Annotated in this window: 21 protein-coding genes and 1 pseudogene; 6 read left to right on the top strand and 16 right to left on the bottom strand. The window is 51.2% G+C overall.

Features of this window, described 5'->3' with window-relative positions:
• The first annotated feature begins 97 nt into the window (after positions 1-97).
• Positions 98-547, top strand: a complete 450-nt coding sequence (locus ACNAU7_RS05685) for a type IV pilin protein (protein ID WP_416301374.1) — start codon at positions 98-100, stop codon at positions 545-547.
• A gap of 89 nt (positions 548-636) precedes the next feature.
• Here ACNAU7_RS05685 and ACNAU7_RS05680 read toward each other — a convergent pair whose 3' ends face one another.
• Positions 637-1029: a 5'-nucleotidase gene (locus ACNAU7_RS05680; protein ID WP_234403258.1), complete on the bottom strand. Its 393-nt coding sequence runs from the start codon at positions 1027-1029 to the stop codon at positions 637-639.
• Positions 1030-1159: 130 nt separating this feature from the next.
• Positions 1160-1282, bottom strand: coding sequence for a hypothetical protein (locus ACNAU7_RS05675; protein ID WP_416301371.1), 123 nt, complete (start codon positions 1280-1282; stop codon positions 1160-1162).
• Positions 1283-1560: 278 nt separating this feature from the next.
• Between ACNAU7_RS05675 and ACNAU7_RS05670 the strand changes: the two are divergent.
• A pseudogene (locus ACNAU7_RS05670) lies at positions 1561-1902 on the top strand (ParA family protein); the annotation flags it as partial.
• Positions 1903-2088: 186 nt separating this feature from the next.
• A complete protein-coding gene (locus tag ACNAU7_RS05665) occupies positions 2089-3330 on the top strand; it encodes a site-specific DNA-methyltransferase (protein WP_107863646.1) in 1242 nt (413 codons plus the stop codon).
• On the opposite strand, the gene ACNAU7_RS05660 is transcribed toward ACNAU7_RS05665, so the two are convergent.
• The 11 genes from ACNAU7_RS05660 to ACNAU7_RS05610 all read right to left on the bottom strand — a co-directional run bounded on the left by ACNAU7_RS05660 (position 3322) and on the right by ACNAU7_RS05610 (position 15765).
• Positions 3322-4200, bottom strand: a complete 879-nt coding sequence (locus ACNAU7_RS05660) for a hypothetical protein (protein ID WP_107863647.1) — start codon at positions 4198-4200, stop codon at positions 3322-3324. The two genes, ACNAU7_RS05665 and ACNAU7_RS05660, sit on opposite strands and share 9 nt — an antisense overlap.
• A gap of 20 nt (positions 4201-4220) precedes the next feature.
• Entirely contained in the window at positions 4221-7400 is a 3180-nt protein-coding gene (locus ACNAU7_RS05655; protein ID WP_416301369.1) for a DUF3418 domain-containing protein, read from the bottom strand.
• A gap of 35 nt (positions 7401-7435) precedes the next feature.
• Positions 7436-8533, bottom strand: a complete 1098-nt coding sequence (locus ACNAU7_RS05650) for a site-specific DNA-methyltransferase (RefSeq protein WP_080611062.1) — start codon at positions 8531-8533, stop codon at positions 7436-7438.
• Between the two features lie 3 nt (positions 8534-8536).
• Positions 8537-9334: a restriction endonuclease gene (locus ACNAU7_RS05645; RefSeq protein WP_308185894.1), complete on the bottom strand. Its 798-nt coding sequence runs from the start codon at positions 9332-9334 to the stop codon at positions 8537-8539.
• A 79-nt stretch (positions 9335-9413) separates the two neighbouring features.
• Positions 9414-10808 carry an ATP-dependent RNA helicase HrpA gene (hrpA, locus tag ACNAU7_RS05640; protein WP_416301396.1) on the bottom strand — a complete coding sequence of 465 codons (1395 nt, stop codon included), beginning with the start codon at positions 10806-10808 and terminating at the stop codon, positions 9414-9416.
• Positions 10809-10997: 189 nt separating this feature from the next.
• Positions 10998-12407, bottom strand: a complete 1410-nt coding sequence (locus ACNAU7_RS05635) for a chloride channel protein (protein ID WP_416301366.1) — start codon at positions 12405-12407, stop codon at positions 10998-11000.
• A gap of 71 nt (positions 12408-12478) precedes the next feature.
• Positions 12479-13699 (bottom strand): bifunctional glutamate N-acetyltransferase/amino-acid acetyltransferase ArgJ, encoded by a 1221-nt coding sequence (gene argJ, locus ACNAU7_RS05630; RefSeq protein ID WP_416301364.1) that lies wholly within the window; start codon positions 13697-13699, stop codon positions 12479-12481.
• Between the two features lie 66 nt (positions 13700-13765).
• The gene (locus tag ACNAU7_RS05625; RefSeq protein ID WP_416301362.1) at positions 13766-14458 is read right to left on the bottom strand and encodes an LrgB family protein; all 693 of its coding nucleotides are present in this window, start codon (positions 14456-14458) and stop codon (positions 13766-13768) included.
• The gene (locus tag ACNAU7_RS05620; RefSeq protein WP_304672289.1) at positions 14458-14802 is read right to left on the bottom strand and encodes a CidA/LrgA family protein; all 345 of its coding nucleotides are present in this window, start codon (positions 14800-14802) and stop codon (positions 14458-14460) included. Before ACNAU7_RS05620 ends, ACNAU7_RS05625 begins: the two co-directional genes overlap by 1 nt.
• A 144-nt stretch (positions 14803-14946) precedes the next feature.
• Positions 14947-15165 carry a hypothetical protein gene (locus ACNAU7_RS05615; RefSeq protein ID WP_301668466.1) on the bottom strand — a complete coding sequence of 73 codons (219 nt, stop codon included), beginning with the start codon at positions 15163-15165 and terminating at the stop codon, positions 14947-14949.
• Positions 15166-15183: 18 nt separating this feature from the next.
• Positions 15184-15765: a C40 family peptidase gene (locus tag ACNAU7_RS05610; RefSeq protein ID WP_107863656.1), complete on the bottom strand. Its 582-nt coding sequence runs from the start codon at positions 15763-15765 to the stop codon at positions 15184-15186.
• Positions 15766-16009: 244 nt separating this feature from the next.
• On the opposite strand from ACNAU7_RS05610, the gene hslO reads away from it, so the two are divergent.
• Positions 16010-16918, top strand: coding sequence for an Hsp33 family molecular chaperone HslO (hslO, locus tag ACNAU7_RS05605; RefSeq protein ID WP_416301358.1), 909 nt, complete (start codon positions 16010-16012; stop codon positions 16916-16918).
• A gap of 89 nt (positions 16919-17007) precedes the next feature.
• On the opposite strand, the gene mgtE is transcribed toward hslO, so the two are convergent.
• Both mgtE and gloB read right to left on the bottom strand, forming a co-directional pair.
• Positions 17008-18462: a magnesium transporter gene (gene mgtE / locus ACNAU7_RS05600; RefSeq protein ID WP_416301356.1), complete on the bottom strand. Its 1455-nt coding sequence runs from the start codon at positions 18460-18462 to the stop codon at positions 17008-17010.
• A gap of 233 nt (positions 18463-18695) precedes the next feature.
• On the bottom strand, positions 18696-19448 hold the full coding sequence (gloB, locus tag ACNAU7_RS05595; RefSeq protein ID WP_416301354.1) for a hydroxyacylglutathione hydrolase: 753 nt from the start codon (positions 19446-19448) through the stop codon (positions 18696-18698).
• 231 nt (positions 19449-19679) lie between these two features.
• On the opposite strand from gloB, the gene ACNAU7_RS05590 reads away from it, so the two are divergent.
• Together ACNAU7_RS05590 and ACNAU7_RS05585 are read left to right on the top strand one after the other, a co-directional pair.
• Positions 19680-19991 carry an ArsR/SmtB family transcription factor gene (locus tag ACNAU7_RS05590; RefSeq protein ID WP_003754648.1) on the top strand — a complete coding sequence of 104 codons (312 nt, stop codon included), beginning with the start codon at positions 19680-19682 and terminating at the stop codon, positions 19989-19991.
• Positions 19992-20064: 73 nt separating this feature from the next.
• Positions 20065-21276 (top strand): NADH:flavin oxidoreductase/NADH oxidase family protein, encoded by a 1212-nt coding sequence (locus tag ACNAU7_RS05585; RefSeq protein ID WP_416301352.1) that lies wholly within the window; start codon positions 20065-20067, stop codon positions 21274-21276.
• Positions 21277-21347: 71 nt separating this feature from the next.
• On the opposite strand, the gene purL is transcribed toward ACNAU7_RS05585, so the two are convergent.
• The gene (purL, locus tag ACNAU7_RS05580; RefSeq protein ID WP_416301350.1) at positions 21348-25328 is read right to left on the bottom strand and encodes a phosphoribosylformylglycinamidine synthase; all 3981 of its coding nucleotides are present in this window, start codon (positions 25326-25328) and stop codon (positions 21348-21350) included.
• Between the last annotated feature and the right edge of the window lie 164 nt (positions 25329-25492).

Genomic DNA, 25492 nt, shown 5'->3' with positions numbered 1-25492 from the left:
TAAAAAATAGAGTGGGAAATATGCATACTGCTGAATGGGATAGTAAGTCTGTTCAAAGAAATATGTTGAATAATCTGTTCTTATTGGAAGTAAAGTAATGACTGATAATCGGGGGTTTACGCTGGTTGAATTAATATCAGTGGTCTTGATATTGTCTGTACTTGCTTTAATTGTTTATCCGAGCTATCGCAATTATGTTGAGAAAGCAAAGATAAATGCAGTGCGGGCAGTCTTGTTAGAAAATGCACATTTTATGGAAAAGTTTTATCTGCAGAATGGGAGGTTTAAACAAACATCTACCAAATGGCCAAGTTTGCCGATTAAAGAAGCAGAAGGCTTTTGTATCCGTTTGAATGGAATCGCGCGCGGGGCTTTAGACAGTAAATTTATGTTGAAGGCGGTAGCCATAGATAAAGATAAAAATCCTTTTATTATTAAGATGAATGAAAATCTAGTAACCTTTATTTGCAAGAAGTCCGCTAGTTCGTGTAATGATGGGTTGGATTATTTTAAAGGAAATGATAAGGACTGCAAGTTACTTAAGTAGGCTTGTTTACAAATCAATCGATAGTGTTTCAATATTTGTGCGGGTTTCCGCCTTGAGGGAATGAGAATCGTGTAATATTAAGCCTATAGTTATGACCCGCAATCCGTATCTGTATTGTTTCCGGATAAAAGAATAAACCCAATCGGTGGATCGTTTGGGTTTATTTCATTGATTGACAGAGTTTTTGATAAATGGAAAGACAACGCTTTTTTTAGGGGATGGTTTTGTTTTTCCCTCTGATATTGCCTATAGGTTTCTGCCCCTTCCGTTCTAAATATATTATCCGATTCGGATAAGTCGAATGGGGCGCTTGATGCTAAGCCGATTACAAGTCGTTTCGATAAATCATAGGGCATAATAAGGATATCTTTAGCCGTGGATTTATGGGGCATGGTAGCAAAAATTGTATCGGGGTGTACATTACTAATCTGAAAGGTTAAACAGATTTTATAATGCCGTCTGAAGATGTTTTCAGACGGCATTTTGTTTCCAATTCGTTATAGGCTTGTATTTTGCCTATGCAATATAGTAAGTTAAGGTATGTTTGTACCTTTAGACATAAGGGCAATCGCAGCTCCTGTCCCTAATGTACAAATCACTATCCAGCTTCAGTCATATCCAATAGTTTTCCGAACCGCACACCTCCGCCTGATAACGCCCTGCAGAAGTTTTTTGGACAGCACCAACTTTGCCCTGCTGAAAATACAGCAGTCCGCGTTCGGCGATGTGGGGCATGGTTGGCTTCCAAGAAGTTTTTGAAATATGGGAAGTTTACTGATTCAGACGACGTTTGGGAGATGTGTGGGAATCTTTGCTTTATAAAGTGGCAAAAGGTTGTCTGCAAATGGGTCTCAGACGATCTTTAGTTTGGTTGGAAAGGGAAGTAGTTTAGAAAGACCACGTGCGTGCGTACTACACACACCCTACGCATAAATTTAAGATTCTTTGTAATTCACAGGTAGGGTGTTGTGTGCCCGAAGGCGCGCATGCGATTGGATGCGGGCTATGGCTTGCTAGTCACCGCCAACGGCATCATCATCTCCATGCTTTGCGAATACTACGCCCTCGAAGGTATTTCCGACCTCGTGGCCACCGTCCGCAAAATCCGCCAAGCCATCAACCCCGACCTCGACGTAACCGGCATCGTCCGCACCATGTACGACAGCCGCAGCCGCCTCGTCGTCGAAGTCAGCGAACAGCTCAAACAACACTTCGACACCGTCATCCCCCGCAACATCCGTCTCGCCGAAGCCCCCAGCCACGGCCTCCCCGCCCTCGCCTACGATGCTCACGCCAAAGGCACCCAGGCTTATCTCGACTTGGCCGACGAATTGATTGCACGGTTAGAAAAATAAATAGGGATATGAATATAAAAAAGGCCGTCTGAAAGTTGGATAGTACTTTCAGACGGCCTTTGGTTTGATGTAGGCTACGGCTTGCTACGTGTGGATATAGATCACCCCCTCTCTCTAAATTTGGTAACCACTGGTTACCAAATTTAGGTATAATACCTTCTTCATTAATAAATAGATGATAAAGATATGGCTACTGGTGTTATTCAATCAACTGATTCTGAAAAATCAATCTCTGCTATGTTAAAAAGTAAACAACCATATTTTATACCTAGATATGAGAATGTTTCCTTAAACTATATTTCAAAGAACCTTGAGTCAGAAATTTTAAAACCAATAGATAATACGTACATTGTACTGAATAATAGTAGAGAGGAAACTTGTAAAATCCTTAATAATGATATTGTTTTTTCAGACAATTTATTCGCAATTCACTCATTAATAAACTATAATCAAAAGGTGGACTTAATTTATTTAGATCCTCCTTATAATACAGGTTTTGATTTTTTTTCAAAAGACAATAATCATGCTTATAGTGATTCATTTGATTTATCAGAATATATTGAGTTTATGAGGATTAGATTAATACTATTAAGAGAGGTGCTATCTGATAATGGTTCTATTTATGTACATATAGGCCATCAAATGTTGCCTTATCTCAAAGTAGTCATGGACGAGATTTTTGGAATTAGTAACTGTAGAAATATTATTACCAGAAAAAAATGTAGCAGTAAGAATTATACAAAAAATCAATTTCCGAATTTGAATGATTTTATATTGTTTTATTCTAAAAATAATAATTTTATATGGAATCCTCAAGGTACAGTTCCATCTGAAGACTGGATAAAAAAAGAGTATCCAAAAATAGATGATAAGGGTCAATATAAATTAGTACCTATTCATGCACCAGGCATCAGGAATGGTGAAACAGGGAAAGAATGGAAAGGCATGCTCCCTCCAAAAGGAAAGCATTGGCAATATACTCCTGAAAAATTGGATGAAATGGATAAAAATGGAGAAATATATTGGTCAAAAACAGGTAATCCACGTCGTAAAGTTTATCTAACGCCTGATAAAAAAATTCCACTGGGAGATTATTGGCATGATTTTCGAGATGCACATCACCAGAGCATTAAGATTACTGGCTATCCAACTGAAAAAAACCTTTCAATGTTAGAGATGATTGTAAGAAGCAGTAGTAATAGTGATAGCGTCGTTTTAGATCCATTTTGCGGTTCTGGAACTACTTTAATAGCTGCAAAAAATGAACAGAGGCAATTTATTGGAATTGACCAGTCGTTGAATGCAATTAAGCATTGCATTCAACGACTAGAAGTAGCCCAAAGTAATATTTTTAATCAGGCTAGATTATTATGTGATAAAGACGTTTACGAATATTTTTCTATAGATATAGAAAGTATCTTACGATAATAACCATTCCCGAGTAACAATGATATGGGCTAATTTTAATGTTGTTACTCGGGCATTATCTTCCCATGAGTCTGCAAGCATACAAGTTTCTTTCCATGTGTCATTATGAATTAAACCTGGACCATCTGATAAGAAAATAATTTTGATAATTTTACCGCTACAAATTTTGTAACTTTTAAGTTTTTGAACTTTTAAAGAGTTCCCTCCTGTCCTGTCATCTGATTGTGCTCCACCGCGTGTAGAATCATAACGCGAGAAACCCACTGCAACAATTTCATTATTTATTTTCTTTCTAATAACAAAGTCGCATGGAAAACTACTCTCCGTAAAGTCAGGTAATATTGAGGATAATTCAATATCTTTTCCTGCTGCTTCTGGTCCATCAATTAAAAAATCATTAGAAAAATTTTGTTTAAACCACGAAAAAAAGATTCTTGTCAATTCGTATCCTGAACTGCCTCTTGTATCATATTCAGCCAATAAACAACATAGAGAAGAAAACTGTTCTGATGATATTTCTTCAAAAAATTTTTTTAAATATTTTATATCTATAAAAGTATGGCCATATGTTTCAATAAGTTTTTCTGTAGGTATTTTTTTAATTTTCTTTGAGGTTTCTGTATCAATAACTGTTGATACACATCGTCTAAATAATTTTAGGAAAGACATACGTGTATTTTTATCAATGTTTCCTTGTCTAATGCAATAAAGTAATTCTTCTGATGATGAAGATTTTTTTACCAACTCTATAAATTCATAAATATCGGACTGATACTTGACCACATTAAAATCAAAAGATTCTTGAAATCTTTGATTGTTATCAATTGGTGTAATAATAGAAAATTTATCAAAATTATAAATCTTACTCATGTGTATACTCCTTAATAAAGTTAACTAATATTTTCCCACTCCTTCAACAATCTCTTCACCGATACCGGATGCGGTGTCTTCAATTCCTGCGCAAACAGCGACACCCTCAATTCTTCAATCATCCATTTAAACGCGGCGAGGCCGTCTGAAACGGGCTGTCCTTGTTTCACCAAACTGTCGGTTTTTTCCTGCCACATTTGTTCCAGCTCTTGAATATCGGCTTCGCGGGCTGCGTCGCGGGCGGGGTTGCTGCTGTATTTTTCGAGGCGCAGGGTCATGGCTTTGAGGTAGATGGGGAGGCGCGGCCATTGTGCCCACGGGGTATGGCTGGCAAAGCCGGCGGCGAGCAGGGTTTGCAGGCGTAGTCTTAGGAGGTGGGTCAATGGATGTTTGCCGAGTTTGCTATTCAGTTCAGCGTAGGCGGCGGCGGTTTCCTGCAAGTAGCGGCTGAGGGCTTCTTTGACGGCGGGCAGGCGGCTGCGGGCGCGTTTGATTTGCTCTTTGAAGGCTTTTTCGTTGCGCGGCAGCTCGTCTTCGCCGATAAAGGCACGGTCGCAGACGGCTTGGGTGAGGTCGTCGCGCAGGGTGTCGGCGTTGATGTGTTTGAGCAGCATGGCGGCTTGGGTGAAGCCTTGGATGCCTTTGTTCAGATCTTTTACCTGCTCTTTTAATTGCAGCTTCATCAATTCGATTACGCCTTGACGGTGTGCCTGTTCGGCGGCGGCAGATGTGTCAAACAGGCGCAGGGCGATGCGGCCGTCTTTTTCTTTTTGCAGACCGAGATAGCCGGTGAGCTGTTGTTTGCCGCGTGCGAATTTGATGGATTCGGGCAGGGTGCCGATGTCCCATGCGGTGACGTTGTCGCGCTCGAATTCTTGGGTGTTGTCGCGGAAGGTAACGGCGGCGGCTTGGCCGAGCTGTTGTTGCAATTCATGCAGTTTGCGGCCGCCGGCAAGCTCTTGTCCGCCGTCGTCGATAATGCGGAGGTTGAAATAGCAGTGTTCGGGTAGCCTGAACGCGGCCCATTCGTCTTGGTTGATTTGCTCGAGTATGCGGATGTCGCCTGCGGTTTTGGAGATGGCTTGGGCAAGTTGGGGCAGGATGGGGGCGTTGCGATCAGGGTTTTGGCTTAAAAATTGTGTGATGAAATCGGGTACGGGCACGCAAATGCGGCGGATTTGCTTCGGCAGAGCTTTAATCAGCAGCTGGATTTTTTCGCGCAACATACCGGGCACCAGCCATTCGAGCGACGGCGCGTGCAGGCGGTTGAGGACGGTCAGCGGTAGGGTGAGGGTAACGCCGTCGAGCGGATGGTGCGGCTCGAAGCGGTAGGAAAGTTTGAACTTGCCGTCTGCGGTTTGCCAGAATTTGGGGAATTGCTCTTCGGTAATGTGCGCGGCAGCGTGTTGCATCAAATCGTCGCGGCTGAGGAACAACAGGCGCGGATTGTTGCGCTCGGCGGTTTTGAGCCAGGCTTCAAAGGTGCGGATATCGGCAAGTGGCAAAGGTTTCAGACGGCCTTTTTGGGGTGCAGGCTGCTTTTTGGGTTTGGGGTAGTCTGAAACTGTTGAAGCTGCGGCACTCTGTTCCCTCTCCTGTGGGAGAGGGTTAGGGAGAGGGCTTGCTGCGGTTGCGGAAAAGTTGGTTTGTGTGGCAACTGTTTTGCCCTCTCCCCAGCCCTCCCCCACGGGGGAGAGGGTGGTTTGCTGCGGATTTGCAGGACACAGGTCGTCTGAAAACTGGGGTGTGTGGTTTTCAGGTAGCCTTTGGGAGTGCAGGCTGCTTTCGGTTTTAGTTTTAGCTTCGCAGAAATTCAGCCTTGCTTCGCAAGACATTGTTTTCAGACTGCCTGAAACCGTTGGAACTGCGGCACTCTGTTCCCTCTCCTGTGGGAGAGGGTTAGGGAGAGGGTTTGTTGCGGTTGCGGAAAAGTTGGTTTGTGCGGCAACTGTTTTGCCCTCTCCCCAGCTCTCCTCCACGGGGGAGGGGGTGGTTTGCTGCGGATTTGCAGGATGCAGGCTGCCTGAAACCGCATCCGCCGTATAAAAATCGGGCAGCCGTTCGTGATAAAACGCAAACAGTGCTTCGTCATCGACCAGTACATCTTGCTTGCGCGATTTGTGTTCGAGTTCGGTAATTTCCTTAATCAGCTTTTTGTTGTGGACAAAAAAGTCCGCTTTCAAATCGCATTCCTGTGCCACCAACGCGCTGCGGATAAAGATTTCGCGCGCTTCTTTGGGTGCAACTTTGCCGTAAGACACGGGGCGGCGCGGCAATACGGTCAGGCCGTAAAGCGTAACGCGTTCGCTGGCGACGACTTCGCCGCGTTTTTGCTCCCAGTGCGGCTCGAAATAATGATAGCGGACGAGGTGCGGCGCTTCCTGCTCTATCCATTCGGGCTGGATGACGGCGACGTCGCGCGCGTAAAGGCGCGTGGTTTCAACCAATTCTGCCGCCATCACCCATTTGGGTTTGGCTTTGAACAGGGCGGAGGCGGGGAAAAGGTGGAAGCGGCTACCGCGCGCGCCGGTGTAGTCGTTGCCGTCGGGTGATTTCATGCCGACATTGGCGATGAGGCCGGTCAGCAGGGCGCGGTGGATTTGTTCGTAACCGGCTTCTTTGGCAGCACGGATTTGGGCGCGGTGTTGTTTCTTATCCAGTTGTTTTTGTTTGAGCTTGGCCGCCAAATCTTGGTCGCCCTGGCTTTCAGACGGCCTTAATTGCTCTTGGGTAGGAGGTTGCCTAAACGCGGCTTCTTTCGTGGTCAAACCCATTTCAATCGCGGTTTGGGTAAGCTGGTGGTGCAGCTCGCGCCATTCGCGCATACGCAGGTGCGACAGAAAATATTGGCGGCACCACTGCACCAGCTGCTTGTTGGACAAACCTTTGTCGCGCTCGCGCTGGAAGCTGTCCCAAATGTTCAGATAGGCCAAGAAGTCGGATTGCTTGTCGGTAAAGCGTTCGTGCGACTTGGCGGCAGCATCGCGTGCTTCCAGCGGCCGCTCGCGCGGGTCTTGAATCGACAGCGCGGACGCGATCACCAATATTTCCGCCATACAGTCGTGCTTCTTCGCTGCCAACAAAATGCGCGCGATTTTCGGGTCGATGGGCAGGCGCGCCATTTGTTCGCCGAGTTTGGTTAGTCGGTAGCGGGGGGTGTTTCTGAGTGGTATGGTGCAGTGGTGTCGGGTATTTGACATGGTGGTTTGGTTAAAGGATTTCAGGTAGTCTGAAATCATATATTTTCTAAATTAATAAACTGAAACGGCAACAGCCCAAATCTGTCTTGTATGGTTTGAATGGCTACTAATGAAGCATCAATACCTATCCAACGCCTATTTAAATTCTGCGCTGCCAATAAAGTTGAACCGCTGCCCGCAAAGCAATCCAACACAATAGAATCAGGATTTGATGACTGTCGAATAATCATTTCTAACATTTCTGCATTTTTTTCGGTTGGATAAATGGGATAGGCAGGATCTTTATATCGCCAAATATCTTGAATTTTCTTACCTTTGTGTTCATCGGCAAATTTCTTGATACGCGGTACGCCGTTTTTAGACCATTCCAATAGACCCTGTTCGTCTAGTTTCTCTAACTCGTTCGGTGGACTGCGCCAATGTCGTCCTTTCGGAGGGAGCATACCGCGCCACATTTCGCCTGTTTCACCGTTTTGCGTTTCCCCTGGCGCATGAACAGGCACGGTGTTGTAACGCCGTCCAGATTCGTCAATTTTTTGAAACATCTCAATTTTATCGTTATCAGTTAATGGGATGGTTACCTGGTTGAAAATATTCTTTTTTGTGTTTTTTGCATAAAACAACACTACGTCTTTCTCATTGCCAAATGCACGGCGGGCAAAATTTTTCGGATTAGATTTCACGCGGGCAATATCATTTTTAAAATTCTCTGCTCCAAAAATTTCATCTAACAAAATTTTCAGATAATGTCCCACTTTGCTGTCAATATGTACATAAATCGAACCGCAGGGCGACAACAATTCACGCATTAAAATCAAGCGTTCGCGCATAAATTCCAAATATTCAGGTAATGGGCGGTTGTCTTCATAGGCGGTTGTTCCATTATTGCTGCGGCTAATCGTATTCGCCCGATTTCCCGATATCATGAAAACCTGCTGCGTGTTATAGGGTGGGTCAATATAAATCAGATCAATTTTTCCCCGATAACCGCTATTGAGCAAAACCGACAGTGCATAAAAATTATCGCCCAAGAATAAAAGAGACAAATCGTTGCCTAACGATAAAGGAGAAATATGTCGGGAGCGTTCCAAGATTTGGGTTTCCAGCTGCTTATGCTCGTAAATCAACTGCATATCTCACACCGAAAACAAATAATCACGTAACAGAACGGTAGAAATAACAACCTCGTTATCTTTAAAACTACTTAAATCTTTGAACATCTTATTCTGACCTTTGATGTAAAGTACGCCATCCAAAATAGCAATCGTTTGGACGGTATAATCTGATTCAGCTAATGGAGCTCGCATGGTGGTAATAGCATCATTAAATTGAGCATTTTGATGTCCGCCAAAATCTGTTAGAAATTTTGCCTCTCCAATAATGAATTTGTTATTAAATTTAGCAATAAAATCCAACCCCTTTTCATGTTGATAACCTAAATGATCTTTGGCGAAATTCTGCATAGCTTTATCACTCGCATTAAATACAATATTTTCCTGATAGCTAAGAAATTTTTCTACGTCATCAGTAACAGGTACCCCCAATGCACCACTTGAAATCCAATTTTTAAACAATGGTCCAATTTGGCGATTGGTTTCTTTTGGGACAGTAGTTTTATCTAAAATTTCATCAAATCCCATTTCAATCAGCATACCAGCCAAGCGGCTTACAGTAGCAGGATTGCGGTTTATTGCCGTTTTATCGCGTTTCAAATAAGCGACATAACTGTCTTTAATAGGGAAAATCTCTTGTTCTAATAAAACATTAAGTAGATTTTTACCGTTTTGATTATTGAGGTATGTACGAATTTCATTTTGCGTGGATTCGGATAACTCTCGGCGCACATTAACCGACATAGGATAAACACGATACAGTTGATCTAAATAATTACTTTGCCCTGCTAAATCGATGCTTTTTTGTGTCCATAAATTCATTTCTTTGTTCCTTGTTTAATGGCTTCAGTGATGTATTTTATCTGGTTTAGTAATTTAATCTGCTATTTATTTTACGTCTTTAAATCATCTCCTCCACCGCCCCCAACTCCAACAACACCTGAAAACCGTCATTGATATACCGTGAATCGGGCATTTCTAAAAACGGGAATGCCGCCACATCGCCGAGTTTCAATGCTGCCATGCGCAGGATGACGGCGGCGAGGTTGCTGCGGACGATTTCGGGGTCGGTAAATTCGGGGCGGCTGTTAAAATCTTCTTCTGAAAACAGTCGGATACACACGCCTGCGGAGACGCGGCCGCAGCGGCCGGAGCGTTGGCGGGCGGCGGCTTGGGAGATTTTTTCGATATGAAGCTGCTCCACTTTTGCCCGTGCGGAATAGCGTTTGACGCGCGCGAGGCCGGTGTCGATGACGTATTTGATGCCCGACACGGTGAGCGAGGTTTCGGCGACGTTGGTTGCCAGTACGATGCGGCGTTTCGAGCCTGAGGGGTGGAAGATTTTGTGCTGTTCGGCGTGCGACAGGCGTGCGAACAGGGGCAGGATTTCGTCGTTGCGGCGCAGCGTGGATTTGCGCAGGGCTTCGGTGGCTTCGCGGATTTCGCGTTCGCCCGGCAGGAACACCAAAATATCGCCTTCGCCGTAGCACGCCAATTCGTCGGCTGCATCGACAATCGCGTCGGTCAACTCGACTTCTGCGTCGTCTTCGTCTTTGCCGGTCAGCGGTCGGTAGAGGATTTCAACAGGATAGGTGCGCCCGCTCACTTCCAGCACGGGCGCGCCGTTGAAGTGTCGGGAGAAGCGTTCTGCGTCTATCGTTGCCGAGGTGATGATGACTTTCAAATCGGGGCGGCGCGGCAGCAGCTGTTTCAAATAGCCCAAGAGGAAGTCGATGTTCAGGCTGCGTTCGTGTGCTTCATCGATGATAATCGTGTCGTAGGCGGCGAGATAACGGTCGGTCTGGGTTTCCGCCAGCAGGATGCCGTCGGTCATCAGCTTGACGCAGGCATCGCGCGAGGTATGGTCGGTAAAGCGCACTTTATAACCGACCGCGCTGCCGATTTCCGATTTCAGTTCTTCGGCAATCCGCTCTGCTACGGAACGTGCTGCCAAACGGCGCGGCTGGGTATGCCCGATCAATCCTGCCGCCCCACGCCCGAGTTCCAAACAAATCTTGGGCAGCTGCGTGGTTTTGCCCGAACCGGTTTCGCCGCAAATAATCGTTACCTGATGTTCGGCAATGGCTTTTTTGATTTCGTCGAGCTTCTCGTGAACGGGCAGGGTGTTGTCGAATTCGGGTTTGGGCAAGGCGGCCAAACGTTTCAAAAAGATTTCGTGCGATTTTCGGTATTTTTCTTCGACTTTGGACAAGCCGCCGTATTTGTTGGGATTTTTGAAGGCGGATTGCAGGAAGTGGCGGTCTTTGGAGAGGGTTTGGGAGAAATCGGGAAACATGATTGGTGCGTGTGCGGTAAAAAATAGAATTATAGCAAACGCTTTGGTTGGGTTCGGGCAATATCGGGATGGGGAAATGCCGTCTGAAAACCGCATTCTGTCGTTCAGACGGCATTGTTGTTGAAGTTTCAAGCAGCGGCGGAACGGTATTCAAATCAAGGCGGCTGCCGTCATTTGATTGGGGGCGTTTTAATTTTCAGACGGCATTCCTGTTTTGCTGTTTGCGGTTTGCGGTCTTGCGGGCGCATTGCCGGTTTGGGCGGCGGTTTCCTGAAGCACGCGCTGGCGGAAGCGCATTCCCGATGCGTGGTAGAACGGACGCGGCGAAAACTGGCGCGAAACCTGCGAGGCGAAAATGCAGGCAATCAGCATCCAAAACAGCAGGCTTTGCCCGCCGGTCATTTCCATAACGATGACGGCGGAAGTTATCGGGGATTGTGTCGCGCCCGCCAAAAATGCCGCCATGCAGATGAGGACGATGATGTTTGCACCCTGCGATATGTCGGCGATGGCGGCGATATGCTCGCCCAAAGCCGCACCTATGGTCAGCGAGGGAGTGAAAATGCCGCCCGGAATGCCTGCCCAATAGCTGAATACGGTGGCGAGCCATTTGGCGGCGGCGAGTCCGACGGGGGCTTCATAGATGCCGTGCAGGGCTTGGGCGGCTTCGTGGTAGCCGGTGCCGTAGGTTTTGCCTTGGTAGAACGTGCCGAGCAGGGCGAGCAGCAGCCCTATCAGTGCCGCGAGCAGGAGCGGGCGGTTGCGGACGAAGCCTTGGATTTTGCGCGGGAAAACTGCCGCCGCGCCCAGATAGAGCATACGGGCAAATATGCCGCCAGCCGCGCCGCAAACCAGCCCCGCCGCCACGACCCACATCAAAATATTTTCCAAAACGCCGCCGTTGAAACCCGAAAAATACGGGTTGTTGCCCTGAATGGCGACCTGTATGAAGCCGGCGGCGAGTACGCCGAGCAGAATCTGCCGCTCCCAGCGCAGCATAATGCCGCGCCCGAGTTCCTCAATGGCGAAAATCACGCCTGCCAAAGGCGCGTTGAATGCGGCTGCCAGTCCGCCCGCCGCGCCCGCCGCCATCAAATCGTTTTCCTGCATACCCTTAAACGCCAAACCGTGTTTTTTGCACCACGCTCCCCACGCTCCCATCACTGCCGCGCCGACCTGCACGGACGGGCCTTCGCGTCCGATGGACGCGCCGAACAGCATACCCAAAAAGGTCAGTGGGATTTTCAGCAGCGTCTGTCCGAGGCGGATCAGCCGCGTTTTTTGTGCGCCGTAGGGCAGCGACAGCGAGGCGATGACCTGCGGGATGCCGCTGCCCGAGGTATAGGGCGCGTATTTGCGCGTGAACCACGCAATAAGCGGCAAACCCAAAGGAAGCGCTACCCACGCGAACCACGGGTATTTTTGCACCCACGCGGCATTCAGTTCGAGGGCGTAGTCGGCAAGATGGGCAAAAAACAGCGCGGTCAGGGCGACGAGCGCGGAGCCTGCCAGAAGGAACACAAAGGCGATGCTTTTGTGCGAAATGCGGCGGGTTTGGCGGATTTTGTGGCGGAGCTTGCGGATAAGTGTGCGGAACATAAGGCGGTGTCGGGAAAAGCGGCTTTCAGACGGCCCGGCCTGCCGGCGATGCCGTCTGAAGCCGTGTCGGGTCAGGAACGGTAGTCGGCGTTGATGGAAACGTATCCGTGCGACAGGTCGCAGGTATAGACAGTGGCGGCACTTTGTCCGCGATGCAGCTTGATGCGGACGGTGATTTCGTCCTTCGACATCACCGCCTGCCCTTGTGCTTCGGTGTAGCTTGCGGCGCGTCCGCCGTGTTCGGCAACCAAAATATCGTCGAGATACATTTCCACGAGGTCGGTATCGAGGTCGGCAACGCCGGCATAACCGATGGCGGCGAGCAGTCTGCCGAGGTTGGGGTCGGAGGCGAAAAAGGCGGTTTTGACCAGCGGCGAACGTGCCACGGCGTAGGCGGCTTGGCGGGCTTCGTCGCGGGTTTTGGCGTTTTCGACGCGGACGGTGATGAACTTGGTCGCACCTTCGCCGTCGCGGACGATGGCTTGGGCGAGTTCGAGCGCGAGGCTGCACAACAATTCTTTGAGTTGGGCGTAACGCGGGTCGGCGATGTTGTCGATTTCGCTTTGGCTGTTTTTGCCGGTAGCGATGATGACGAAGCTGTCGTTGGTGCTGGTGTCGCCGTCAACGGTGATGGTGTTGAAGGTTTCGTCGGCGATTTCCTGCGTCATCAGTTGGAGGACGGGTTGGGAAACTTTGGCATCGGTGGCGATGAAACCGAGCATGGTCGCCATATTGGGATGAATCATGCCCGAGCCTTTGGCGATGCCGGTGGCGCGGACGGTGTGTTTGCCGCCGACCTTGCCTTCGCGCGAGGCGGCTTTGGGAACGGTGTCGGTGGTCATGATGGCGCGTGCCGCTTCGTTCCAGAAGGCAGGCTGCATTTTGGGCAGGGCGGCGATGATTTTGTCTGCGGGCAGAGGCTCGAGAATCACGCCGGTGGAGAAGGGCAGCACCTGGTTCGGTTTGCAGCCGATTTGCCGGGCGGCGGCGGCACACACTGCCAAAGCATCGATTCTGCCCTGTGCGCCCGTACCCGCGTTGGCGTTGCCCGTGTTGATGATGAGGGCGCGCACGCCGTCTTCGTCGAAAAGGTGCGATTTGGCGATGTGGACGGGCGCGGCACAGAAACGGTTGGTCGTGAAGACTGCACCGACGGTGCTGCCGGCGGCTGCGGCAATCAGTGTCAGGTCGGTATGGTCGGGCTTCTTCACGCCTGCTTGGGCGGTGTAGAGGGCAATGCCGTCGATGTCGGGCAGTTGTTCGGCGGTTTTTTCGGTCAGGTTGACAGCCATAACGGTTCTCCTTGCGAGTGTGTCGGCGTTCAGACGGCATGGGTTGAAATGCCGTCTGAAACGGGTTCAAAATTCTAAAACGGGTATGATTAACGGGGCGATGAGTGCGGTCAGTACGCCGTTGAGCGTCAGCCCCAGTCCAGCGTATGCCGCCATACGCCGGCTGCGTTCGAGCGAGGCGGCAATACCCATCGCGTGCGAAGCCGTGCCGAGCGACATTCCGACAGACGAGGGCATAACGACTGTGTTCTTCAACATTTTGTAACCGGCAATCTGTCCGACCAGACCGGCAATGATGACGGTGGCGGCGGTAATGGCGGGAATGCCGCCGATGGAGCGGGTGATTTCGATGGCGATGGGGTTGGTAACAGATTTGGACGCGAGCGAGAGGACGACTTCGCGTTCCGCGCCCAGCCATTTGGCAAAATACATCCCCGTAACAATGCCCGTAATGCTGCCCGCAAGCTGCGAAACGATAACGGGCAGCCACTGGTTGAAGATTTTACGGCGGTTTTGGTAGAGCGGGACGGCAAGTACGACGACGGCGGGCTTGAGCCAGAAATCGATAAACTGCGCGGCGTTGTGGTACACCGCGTAATCAATGTTGAGGATTTTCAGGTAGGCAATCAGCACGATAGTGCTGACGAGTACGGGGTTACAGAAGATATTGCCCGTGCGCGTGCGCACAATAATCGCAAGCGCGTACACGGCAAGCGTGAGGAAAAGCAGGATGCTGGGCTGCCTGAGGATTTCGTTCATCAGATAATGCTCCGTATCCAGCGGTGAACCTTGCCTGTAACCAGCAGTACGCACAAAGTGCTGGCGGAAGCGGAAACCAGTATCGAAAACCAATCGTCGGCAATCAAATCCAAATAGCTGATGACGGCAACGCAGGGCGGAACGAGGAACAGCATCAGGTTTGCCATCAGCGCGTCGGTAAGCTGTTGCAGCCAAGACGTTTTGACCCAACCCGCCTGCAAAAGCGCAAACAGCACGCCCATGCCGACGATGCTGCCGGGCAGCTTGATGCCTGCTAGGAAAACGGCGGTTTCGCCGGCGGCGAGGCAGCCGAGGATGATGAGGAGCGCGCGGATGATGTTCATGTTGTGTGTCTGTCTTTTGACGGCGTTGTGATAAATTTTGTTAACTGTTTAATCATAACGTCAAATATGCCGTCTGAAAAGCCGAAGCCGCGCACAAACGCAAAAACGGCACGGATAAACCGTGCCGCATGACGTGTGCCTTGTTCAGACTTTGCGGTAGGGATTTTCCAAACCTTCAATCAGCGCGAGCAGGTAATCGCGCAACTGACGTTCGCCGCAACCCATCAGCAGCGCGTCTTCAAACGCATCTTGCGCCGTTTGGTACAGCTCGGTCATGTTTTCGGACATCACTTTGACCTTTTCGGTACAGGACACGATCTGTCCGTCATCGTCGTACCATTTGGGCATTTCGGGCATACTCATTGCGTATTCCTTGGGAAATCAGTTCAGAAAGCGGGACGGGTCGTTTTTCTTGACCCGGCGGGCGAACGCATATTTGCCGCTCCAATATTTGTGGCTCAGGCTGGTGATTTCGATATTTTTCCCTGTGCGCGGCGCGTGGATGAAGCGGTCGTTGCCGATATAAAGCCCGACATGGGAAATGCGGCTGCCGCCCAGCGTGCGGAAAAACACCATATCCCCGGGCTGCAATTCGCTTCGGGCAACCGGCGTACCCATCTGCGCCTGTTCTGCCGACGTGCGCGGCAGGTTGATGCCCATGGCGCGTTTGAAGATGTGCTGCATGAAGCCGCTGCAATCAAAACCGGTAGAAACCGATGTGCCGCCGTAGCGGTAGGCAACACCCAAAAGCCCCATCGCATTGCCGATCAGTTCGTCGGCGGAACCTGAAGTACGGTCATTATTAGTGCGGGCGGTTTGGGTGTATTGCCCGTTTTCGGCAAACTGTCTGAGAATCTGCTCGCGGCTGCTGAGCAGGTTGGTCAACTCGTCGGCAAGGGCGGGGCGGACGGCAAACATCAGCCACAAAACCGCCCAAACTGCCGGTTTGAAAAAAGAATCCATATCGGTGTTTCCGCGCAGGAGGCATCGTGCCGCCGTGCGATGTTATGCTGTATCAGTCGAAAATATCTTGTTGATTGTATATAAAAAAACGGCTGTTTGGCAAAAAACGGCTTGTTATATTGAGTTAATGTATTGATTTTTATATAATTTATTGAGAACTTGGGAAACGCATCCGCCGTCCGCCTTGTTTTCGCGCCGACCGCAACCATATATCCGCCATCCGAACAATCAATCAGAGAGAATAATGAATCAAACCGTCATCAACCGCGCCGATGTGCGTACCCGCTTTATCTTCGACGATATGCCCGTGCGTGGGCTGCACGTCCGTCTGGAAAACGTGTGGCAGCACATTGTAAAACAGAAAAACTATCCCGCCGCCATCCGCCGCGCCTTGGGCGAGCTGTTGGCTGCCGGCGTTCTGCTGTCGGGCAACCTCAAAAACGAAGGCACGCTGATTGTGCAGGTTCAGGGGCAGGGGCGGCTGAAAATGCTGGTTGCCGAGGCGACTTCCGACCGTACCGTCCGTGCAACCGCGCGGTGGGACGAGGCGGCAGAAATCGGTGAAGATGAAAGTTTGGTCGATCTTTTGGGCGAGGGCGGCGTATTCGTGCTGACGCTGCAGCCCAAAGACGGCGAACCCTGGCAGGGCGTAGTGCCTTTGGAAGGCGACGGTATCGCGCAAATGTTGATGAACTATATGAAACGTTCCGAACAGCTTGATACGCACATCGTCCTGTCTGCAAGCGATGAAGCGGCGGGCGGTCTGCTGGTGCAGCGTCTGCCTGAAGAGGTGTTGGATGAAGAGGCATGGGAACACGTCAGTACGCTGGCGCGCACGCTGACGGCGGAGGAGCTGGCAGAATTGGATGCGCAACACGTTTTATACCGCCTGTTCCACGAAACGCCGCCGCGCGTGTTCGAGCCGGAAACGTTTGAATTTTCATGTACCTGTTCTCGGGGCAAGGTCAGCGATATGCTGCTGATGCTGGGCGGGGAAGAAGTTGGCGGCGTGGTGGCGGAACAGGGCAGCATCGAAGTCGATTGCGACTTCTGCCACAGTAAATACGTGTTTGACGAAACCGATGTCAATGCGCTGTTTGGTGCGGATGTGGTCGGCGTTGCCCGAGAGCAGTCCCGACATACCGTCCAATAATCTTGTGTAACAAAGATAAATAGTGAAATGCCGTCTGAAAATCCCCACAGGGTGTTTCAGACGGCATTTTCATGTGTTTCAGACGGCATTTAAAGCAGAAACAGGGTGGCGAGACCCAAGAAAATCAGGAAGCCGCCGGAATCCGTTACCGCCGTAATCAGCACCGAGCTGCCCAACGCGGGGTCGCGTCCGAACTTTTCCATTACCACGGGAATCAATACGCCGACGGTTGCCGCCAGCAGCAGGTTGAGCGTCATCGCGGCAACCATGACCAAACCGATGCCGAGGCTGCCGTAGAGCAGCCATGAAACCGCGCCCATGACGGTTCCCCAGATAATGCCGTTGACCAAGGCGACGCCGACTTCTTTTTTCAACAGCCTGCCTGCCTGCATGCCTGTCAGTTGCCCCATCGCCATCGCGCGGACAATCATGGTGATGGTTTGGTTGCCGGAGTTGCCGCCTATGCCGGCAACGATGGGCATCAGTGCGGCGAGTGCGACGATTTTTTCGATGCTGCCTTCAAACGCGCCGATGACGCGGCTGGCGAGGAAGGCGGTGCAGAGGTTGACGGCGAGCCACATCCAGCGGTTTTTGACGGAATCCAAGACGGGGGCGAACAGGTCTTCCTCTTCCTGCAAACCTGCCATATTCAACATATCCGCTTCGGATTCTTCGCGGATCACGTCCACCATCTCGTCAACGGTAATCCTACCGATGAGCTTTTTGTTTTCATCGACCACGGGCGCGGTAACCAAGTCGTAGCGTTCAAACGCCTGCGCCGCTTCTTCCACGTCGTCTTCGGCGCGGAAACGCACGACATCTTTCGCCATCACGTTTTCCACCAAGTCTTCGGGGTCGGCAACCAAAAGTTTGCGGATGGGCAGCACGCCTTGCAGTACGTCGTTTTCATCGACCACAAAAATCTTGTCGGTATGGTCGGGCAGGCTGTCGAAGCGGCGCAGATAGCGCAGCACCACTTCACAGGCGACATCGGCGCGGATGCTGACCAATTCGAAGTCCATAATTGCGCCGACTTGGTTGTCTTCGTAGGACATTGCCGCTTTGACTTGCGCGCGCTCTTCCTCGTCGCGCGTCTGCAAGGCTTCATAAACCACTTGGTGCGGCAAATCGTCTGCCAGTTCCGCCAATTCGTCCGCGTCCAAATCGTCAACTGCCGCCAACAATTCGTCTTTGTCCATCGACTCGATCAGCGTTTCGCGGACTGCATCGGACACTTCCAGCAGCACTTCGCCGTCGTCTTCCGGTTTGACCAGAATCCAGACGATATTGCGTTCGCGCGGCGGCAGCGATTCCAATACCGCCGCCACGTCGGCAGGGTGCAGCTCGCTCAAGAGGACGGTCAGCTCGGTCAGCTTGTCGCTCAGCGGCGCGTCTTCGAGCGGTGTACCGTTTTCGATTTGTTCAAAAGCAGGTTCGAGGATTTCGCACAGTGCGTGGACACGGTCGAAATCGGCGGAAACGCGTTCTACATCGTTTTCGATACCGTCGTTTTCAAGGTTCGGAGGGGTTTGTTCGATGCTCATAAATGCTCCGCCCGCCGTGTGCGGGGAGGCATTTCGGCGGGATGGTTATTGTCGTTTGGAATCGGAAGGGGCGTTCAGTAAAAACGAACTGGGAAGGTCCATAATAAAAGCCTGACGGTACAGGCGCAGGGTTGGAAACGGCACTATTCTACTCTCTTTTGGAACGGTTTACTATTTTTAACGCAAATGCCGTCTGAAACGTGGGTTTCAGACGGCATTTTTCGGAGGGCAGGTCAGCGGTAGGTGTTTTTCAGTTCGCGCAGGGCGGCGAATACTTCCAAACCGCTGTTCAGCGTTTTGCCGACCAGGGCTTCGGCACGTTGGCGGACGGTGGGGATTTCTGTCCGTAAGAACGGGTTGACGCGGCGTTCGTGCGCGAGGGTAACGGGCAGGGTAGGCGTGTGTTCTGCCGCCTTCAATGCCGTCTGAATGTCGGCGTTGTCCGGCTCGATATGGGCGGCGAAACGCAGGTTAGCGGCGGTGTATTCGTGTGCCGGGTAGAACAGGGTGCCTTTGGGTAATTGGTTGAACCGTTGGAAGCTGTCGTAAAGTTGTTCGACCGTACCGGTGAACACGCGTCCGCAGCCTGCGGAAAAAAGGGTGTCGCCGCAAAAGACGTGTATGCCGTCTGAAGTTTCCATGAGGTAGCTGATGTGGCGGTCGGTATGGCCCGGGGTTGCCCAAACGGTGATTAACCCTTCGCCGAAGGTAAATTGGGTGCCTGCGGTTACGGTGTGGGTGGCGGCTTCGATGTCGGTTTCACCGTAAACGGGCGATTCCATGTAGCCGCGCCACAGTGCGGCAGCACCGCCCTCGTGGTCGGGATGGGGGTGCGTTACCCAGGTTTGGGCGAGCATGAGGCGGTTGCGGACGAGGAATTCCAAGACGGGCGAGGGGTCGGAAGGATCGACGCAGACGGCGTGGTTGCCGTGCTGTATCATCCAGATGTAGTTGTCGGTCAGGGCTTTGACGGGGGTGATTTTCATGAGTGTTCCTTGATGGTTCGGATGCCGTCTGAAAGGTGCATCCGAAAGGCGTTAATATACAGCGGAACCCTAGCAAACGCCATCATGCTGTTTCAGACGGCATTTTGTCTTATAAAAACCTTTCAGCAACAATATATTGCCAAACTGCAAACCAAACTGCCTTTGACAACTACCGACCTTCCCGCTAAAATGTGTTCAAGTTTTTAAACATATAAACAAAAGAAGCTGAATATGCCGCAACAAACCATGAATTTAATGCGCGAGTGCATTCCCATCTTTACCGTGTTGAGCGATGAAAACCGCCATCAAATCCTGCGCGTGCTGTGGGAACATGGCAAGATGAATGTGAATGAACTGACCGAGCATCTGCATCTGTCGCGCCCTGCGGTGTCGCACCATTTGAAAATCATGCTGCAAGCTGGTGCGGTGGCGGTAGAGCAGATCGGTAAAGAGCGGTTTTACAGTATTGCCATGGCGGATGCGGTGGCGAGATTGAAACAGCTTGCCGATTTGATGGCTCAAAATTGCCCGCTTTCAAAATAGGGTTATCTGTTAACCCTTTATTTTTACCCAAATACGTTTACATTTTTAAACTTATCAACTTAAAGGAACGATTATGTTATTCACGCCATTCACTTTTCCAAACGGCAAAACCGCCAAAAACCGTATCTTCAAATCCGCCATGGAAGAGCAACTTGCCCAAAACGACCAGCCGTCTGAAAAACTTGTTCGCCTGTACGACACTTGGGCAAAAGGCGGTGCAGGTATGTTGGTTACGGGCAATGTGATGGTCGCCGAAAGCGGCAAAGGTTCGATAAATGATGTGGTGATTTCAGACGGCCGCAGCCTTGAGATGCTGAAAAAATGGGCGAAAGCCGGTACGCAAAACGACACGCTGCTCATCATGCAAATCAACCATGCGGGCAAACAGTCGCCTACGGTGGTCAATAAAACGCCGCTTGCGCCGAGCGCCGTGCCGTTGGTGGGCATGGACGGCTTTATCAATCCGCCGCGTGAATTGAGTACCGATGAAATCAACGGGCTAATTCAGCAATTTGTGCAAACCGCGGAAATTGCCGAACAGGCAGGCTTTTCAGGCGTACAAATTCACGCCGCGCACGGCTATCTCATCAGTCAATTCCTCTCGCCGCACCACAACCGCCGTCAAGACCAATGGGGCGGCAGTTTGGAAAACCGTCTGCGCTTCCTTTTGGAAACCTATACCGCCATCCGCGCCGCTGTGGGCAAAGATTTCTTGGTAGGCGTAAAACTCAATTCGGCGGACTTCCAAAAAGGCGGTTTTGACGAAAGCGAATCGGTGCGGGTGGTACAAAAACTGTCGGAAATGGGCATTGATTTTATTGAAGTTTCCGGCGGCAACTACGAAAGCCCGCAAATGCTCGCCGCCAAAGACAGCACCCGCAAACGTGAAGCCTTCTTCATCGATTATGCCGAAAAAGCCCGTGCAGTCAGCCAAGCTCCGTTGATTATCACTGGCGGCTTCCGTTCGCAAAGTGCAATGGAAGATGCACTCGCCAGCGGCCATTTGGATTTGGTCGGCGTCGCCCGTCCGTTTGCCTTAGTCCCTGATTTGGCAAACCAAATGCAAAACGGCATCTACCAAACCGTGCAAACCGACCGCATCAAAACGGGCGTGGCGTTGGTTGATAAAAAAGCGGGCGCGATGCTGGAAATGAACTGGTATATGACGCAAATGGACTTAATCGGACAAGGCAAACAGCCTGATTCTAAATTGTCGGCGTGGAAAGTATTGCTGAAAACTTTGTGGGAGAACGGTAAAGCGGGATTGAGTACCGGCAGGGCTTGAGAATGGTCAAAATGCCGTCTGAAACGGGTTTCAAAACCTTTTTTCAGACGGCATTTGTTTGGGCAGACAGTTTAGCCCAAGGCTTTACGTGCGCCGGCGAAGAGGCGGTACCAGCCGGACAGTTCCGTCCAGCCTTCCGGTTTCCAGCTCATTTGCGCGGCACGGTACACGCGTTCGGGGTGGGGCATCATAATGGTAACGCGGCCGTCGGCGTTGGTAACGCCGGCGATGCCTCGCGGCGAACCGTTGGGGTTGAGCGGGTAGGTTTGAGTAACTTGGTTTTGACCGTCCACATATTGCAGCGCAATGCCCAAATCGGCAGAAATGTTGCCGCCGTGAAGCGCGAAGTCGGCGCGGCCTTCGCCGTGGCTGACGACGACAGGCAGGCTGGAGCCTTGCATTTCGTTCAGAATCAGCGACGCGGATTTCGGAACATTAACCATGCTCAGGCGCGCTTCAAACTGTTCGCTCAGGTTGCGTTTGAATTTAGGCCATGTTTCTGCGCCTGGGATAATCTCGGCAAGGTTGCTGACCATTTGGCAGCCGTTGCACACGCCCAATGTCAGCGTGTTCGGGTCGGAGAAGAAGGCGGCAAATTGGTCTCGTAGAGCAGGGTGGAACAGAATCGATTTCGCCCAGCCTTCGCCTGCGCCGAGTACGTCGCCGTAGCTGAAGCCGCCGCACGCCGCCAGCATTTTGAAGTCGGCAAGGCGGAAGCGGCCTGCCATCAGGTCGGACATATGCACGTCGTAGGCATCGAATCCGGCGCGGGTGAAGGCGGCGGCCATTTCGATTTGTCCGTTCACGCCCTGTTCGCGCAGGATGGCGATTTTGGGTTTCGCGCCACTGTTGATAAACGGCGCGGCGATGTCTTCATTCACGTCAAATTTCACGTCGGCAAACAATGCGCTGCGTTCGTTGTCGCCAATCAGGGCAAACTCGCTGTCGGCGCAGGCAGGATTGTCGCGCAGTTTTTGAATGGCGTGAGAAGTTTCCTGCCATGCGCGTTGCAGGTCGGCGCGGTTTTGTTCCAAGAAATAGCCGTAACCAAAGAAAGAAATAAATTCATTGTCAAAATCAGGAGAGCCAATCCAGCTTACTGCATCGATTAAGTTAGCTGCTTTAAATGCCGCATCAACATAATCCCTATCTTGTTGGCGGATTTGAATAACCGCACCTAATTCTTCATTGAATAAGATTTTAATGGCGGCATGATTATAAAGTTCGTCAGATAAGCCTTCGGCTGGATCACCTTGGAAATCCGGGTGATGAATCGGCAGGAATTTATCCATCAGGCAATCTATATCGGCACTGATACCGCACCGCCCCGCAAACGCCATTTCCGCCAGCGTCGCAAACAAGCCGCCATCGCTGCGGTCGTGGTATGCCAAAAGTTTGTCTTCGGCGACAAGCTGCTGAATCACGCCGTAAAAGGCTTTCAGACGGCCTGTATCGTCCAAATCGGGCGCGTCGCCGCTCATATTGTTGTACACCTGACCGAACGCGGAGCCGCCCATACGCGCTTTGCCGAAGCCCAAATCGACAAACAGCAATACGCTGTCTTCGACGTTTTTCAATTCGGGCGTAACGGTTTTGCGCACGTCTTGAACCGGCGCGAACGCGGAGATAATCAGGCTCAATGGCGAGACGACGGATTTTTTCTCTTCGCCGTCCTGCCAAACGGTTTTCATCGACAGGCTGTCTTTGCCTACGGGGATGCTCAAGTCCAATGCCTGACAGGCTTTGGAAACCGCTTCGACGGTGCGGTAGAGTTTTTCGTCTTCGCCCTCGTTGCCGCACGCCGCCATCCAGTTGGCAGAAAGTTTGATGTTGCCGATGTCGCCGATGTTGACTGCCGCGATGTTGGTGATGGCTTCGCCGACGCACATTCTGCCCGAGGCAGGCGCGTCAAACAGGGCGGCGGTCGGTTTTTCGCCCATAGACATCGCTTCGCCGCGATAGGTGTTGAAGCCCATCATGGTCACGGCGCAATCGGCTACGGGGGTTTGGTATTTTCCGACCATTTGGTCGCGGTGGGTCATGCCGCCGACACTGCGGTCGCCGATGGTAATCAGGAAGTTTTTGGCGGCTACGGTAGGCAGGCGCAGAACGCGGTAGGCGGCTTTGGTGATGTCGATATTGCCCGCATTAAATGGTTTTTTCCCAAAGGGATTCCCTTCGGTCGCATACGGCGTAACCGTTTTGTCGGTGCGCGTGGTTTTGGGCGGTTTGCCGAGCAAGACGTTCAGCGGCAAATCGACGGGATTGTTGGAGAACAAATCGTCGCGCACTTTCAAATGGCCGTCGCCGGTCGCCGTGCCGACTACGGCAAACGGGCAGCGTTCGCGTTCGCAGATGGCGCGGAAGGCATCCAAATCTTTTTCCAAAATCGACAACACATAACGCTCTTGCGATTCGTTGCACCAAATTTGCAAAGGCGTTAAACCGTGTTCTTCCAGCGGCACTTCGCGCAGCTCGAATACCGCGCCGCGTCCGGCATCGTTGACGAGTTCGGGGAAGGCGTTGGACAGGCCGCCCGCGCCCACGTCGTGGATGGAGATAATCGGGTTTTGGTCGCCGAGTTGCCAGCAGCGGTCGATGACTTCCTGCGCGCGGCGTTCGATTTCGGGGTTGCCGCGTTGTACGGAGTTGAAGTCTAAAGAAGCATCGTTCGTGCCGGTATCCATCGAAGAAGCCGCGCCGCCGCCCAAGCCGATAAGCATACCCGGGCCGCCCAGTTGGATCAGCAACGCGCCTTCGGGGATTTCGTCTTTATATGTTTGTTGTGCCTGAATGCTGCCCAGGCCGCCGGCAATCATAATCGGTTTGTGGTAGCCGCGAACCTGACCGTCAAACTTCTCTTCAAAAGTGCGGAAGTAGCCCAAGAGGTTGGGGCGGCCGAATTCGTTGTTGAACGCCGCGCCGCCGATGGGGCCTTCAATCATAATGTCCAGCGGCGAGGAAATATGTTCCGGCTTGCCGTAATCTTGTTCCCACGGCTGTTTGAGGCCGGGGATGTTGAGGTTGGACACGGTAAAGCCGGTCAGGCCTGCTTTCGGGCGCGAACCTTTGCCCGTTGCGCCTTCGTCGCGGATTTCGCCGCCCGCGCCCGTCGCCGCGCCCGCAAACGGCGCGATGGCGGTCGGATGGTTGTGCGTTTCCACTTTCATGATGATATGCGTGTCTTCTTCGTGGAAACGGTAGCCTTGGTTTTCCGCCGCATCCGGATAGAAACGCTCGATTTTTGCGCCTTCGATTACGGACGAATTGTCTTTATAAGCGACGACCGTGCCTTCGGGATGCGCGTTGTGCGTATCGCGTATCATGCCGAAAAGGGATTTCGGTTGTTTTTCGCCGTTGAGGATGAAGTCGGCGTTGAAGATTTTGTGGCGGCAGTGTTCGCTGTTTGCCTGCGCGAACATCATCAGCTCGACATCGGACGGATTGCGCTGCAAAGCCTGATAATTTTCAACCAGATAATCGATTTCGTCGGCGGAGAGTGCCAAACCCATTTCGGTATTGGCTTTGACCAAAGCCTCTTTACCGCCGCCCAAAACATCGACGGTGGAGAAGGTTTCGGATTCGAGATGGTGGAATAATTTGGCGGCCGTCTGAAAATCGGGCAGCACAGATTCCGTCATGCGGTCGTGCAGCAACGCCGCCCATTGCTGTTGCTGTTCATCGGTAAGCGTACCTTCCAGCCACACCGCCATACCGCGCTCGATGCGTTCGATGCCTGCCAAACCGCAGTTTTCCGCGATATTGGTCGCCTTGGAAGCCCACGGCGAAATCGTACCCAAACGGGGCGTTACCAAAAATAAATGCAAGCCCTCGCGCGCTTTTGGCGTTTGTTCAACGCTTTGCGCCGCCAACAAGGCTTGCAGTTTTTCGACAGTCGCGGCATCCAATGCTTTCTCGCTGCCGACGAAATACCAAAATTCGCTGCTTAATTTGACTTCGGGCAGACCGAGTGCGGCGGCTTTTTGCAAGAGTTTTTCAACACGGAAATCGGAAAGGGCGGTAACGCCGCGCAAGGGCAACACAACAGACATAATTCGGCTCTCAAATGCGGTTGGGAAAATGTCATTATACGCGAAAAGGACGGTTTCGTTAGCGCGTGTAAGCGAAAAAATGTTTACAATTTTACAAATACAATCAATGTAAAAACCTTTGTCATGTCAGTCGCGTTCTGAGAAATGTAATTTATATTCTGAAA

The organism is Neisseria sp. LACPHL-SPEC-2024-00856 (genome assembly GCF_047915665.1).
GTDB lineage: Bacteria > Pseudomonadota > Gammaproteobacteria > Burkholderiales > Neisseriaceae > Neisseria > Neisseria polysaccharea.
The sequence above is the reverse complement of the archived record's forward strand: the minus strand, read 5'-3'. Positions and strand labels throughout refer to the sequence as shown.

Bases quoted from the DNA above. Each gene is read 5' to 3' on its own strand.
- ACNAU7_RS05635 (WP_416301366.1), bottom strand. From the start codon at position 12,407: ATGTTCCGCACACTTATCCGCAAGCTCCGCCACAAAATCCGCCAAACC.
- purL (WP_416301350.1), bottom strand. From the start codon at position 25,328: ATGTCTGTTGTGTTGCCCTTGCGCGGCGTTACCGCCCTTTCCGATTTC.
- ACNAU7_RS05645 (WP_308185894.1), bottom strand. From the start codon at position 9,334: ATGAATTTATGGACACAAAAAAGCATCGATTTAGCAGGGCAAAGTAAT.
- ACNAU7_RS05680 (WP_234403258.1), bottom strand. From the start codon at position 1,029: ATGCCGTCTGAAAACATCTTCAGACGGCATTATAAAATCTGTTTAACC.
- ACNAU7_RS05685 (WP_416301374.1), top strand. From the start codon at position 98: ATGACTGATAATCGGGGGTTTACGCTGGTTGAATTAATATCAGTGGTC.
- argJ (WP_416301364.1), bottom strand. From the start codon at position 13,699: ATGGCTGTCAACCTGACCGAAAAAACCGCCGAACAACTGCCCGACATC.
- hslO (WP_416301358.1), top strand. From the start codon at position 16,010: ATGAATCAAACCGTCATCAACCGCGCCGATGTGCGTACCCGCTTTATC.
- ACNAU7_RS05615 (WP_301668466.1), bottom strand. From the start codon at position 15,165: ATGAGTATGCCCGAAATGCCCAAATGGTACGACGATGACGGACAGATC.
- ACNAU7_RS05625 (WP_416301362.1), bottom strand. From the start codon at position 14,458: ATGAACGAAATCCTCAGGCAGCCCAGCATCCTGCTTTTCCTCACGCTT.
- ACNAU7_RS05660 (WP_107863647.1), bottom strand. From the start codon at position 4,200: ATGAGTAAGATTTATAATTTTGATAAATTTTCTATTATTACACCAATT.
- hrpA (WP_416301396.1), bottom strand. From the start codon at position 10,808: ATGTTTCCCGATTTCTCCCAAACCCTCTCCAAAGACCGCCACTTCCTG.
- ACNAU7_RS05620 (WP_304672289.1), bottom strand. From the start codon at position 14,802: ATGAACATCATCCGCGCGCTCCTCATCATCCTCGGCTGCCTCGCCGCC.
- ACNAU7_RS05665 (WP_107863646.1), top strand. From the start codon at position 2,089: ATGGCTACTGGTGTTATTCAATCAACTGATTCTGAAAAATCAATCTCT.
- gloB (WP_416301354.1), bottom strand. From the start codon at position 19,448: ATGAAAATCACCCCCGTCAAAGCCCTGACCGACAACTACATCTGGATG.
- ACNAU7_RS05650 (WP_080611062.1), bottom strand. From the start codon at position 8,533: ATGCAGTTGATTTACGAGCATAAGCAGCTGGAAACCCAAATCTTGGAA.
- ACNAU7_RS05590 (WP_003754648.1), top strand. From the start codon at position 19,680: ATGCCGCAACAAACCATGAATTTAATGCGCGAGTGCATTCCCATCTTT.
- ACNAU7_RS05610 (WP_107863656.1), bottom strand. From the start codon at position 15,765: ATGGATTCTTTTTTCAAACCGGCAGTTTGGGCGGTTTTGTGGCTGATG.
- mgtE (WP_416301356.1), bottom strand. From the start codon at position 18,462: ATGAGCATCGAACAAACCCCTCCGAACCTTGAAAACGACGGTATCGAA.
- ACNAU7_RS05585 (WP_416301352.1), top strand. From the start codon at position 20,065: ATGTTATTCACGCCATTCACTTTTCCAAACGGCAAAACCGCCAAAAAC.
- ACNAU7_RS05675 (WP_416301371.1), bottom strand. From the start codon at position 1,282: ATGCCCCACATCGCCGAACGCGGACTGCTGTATTTTCAGCAGGGCAAA.
- ACNAU7_RS05655 (WP_416301369.1), bottom strand. From the start codon at position 7,400: ATGTCAAATACCCGACACCACTGCACCATACCACTCAGAAACACCCCC.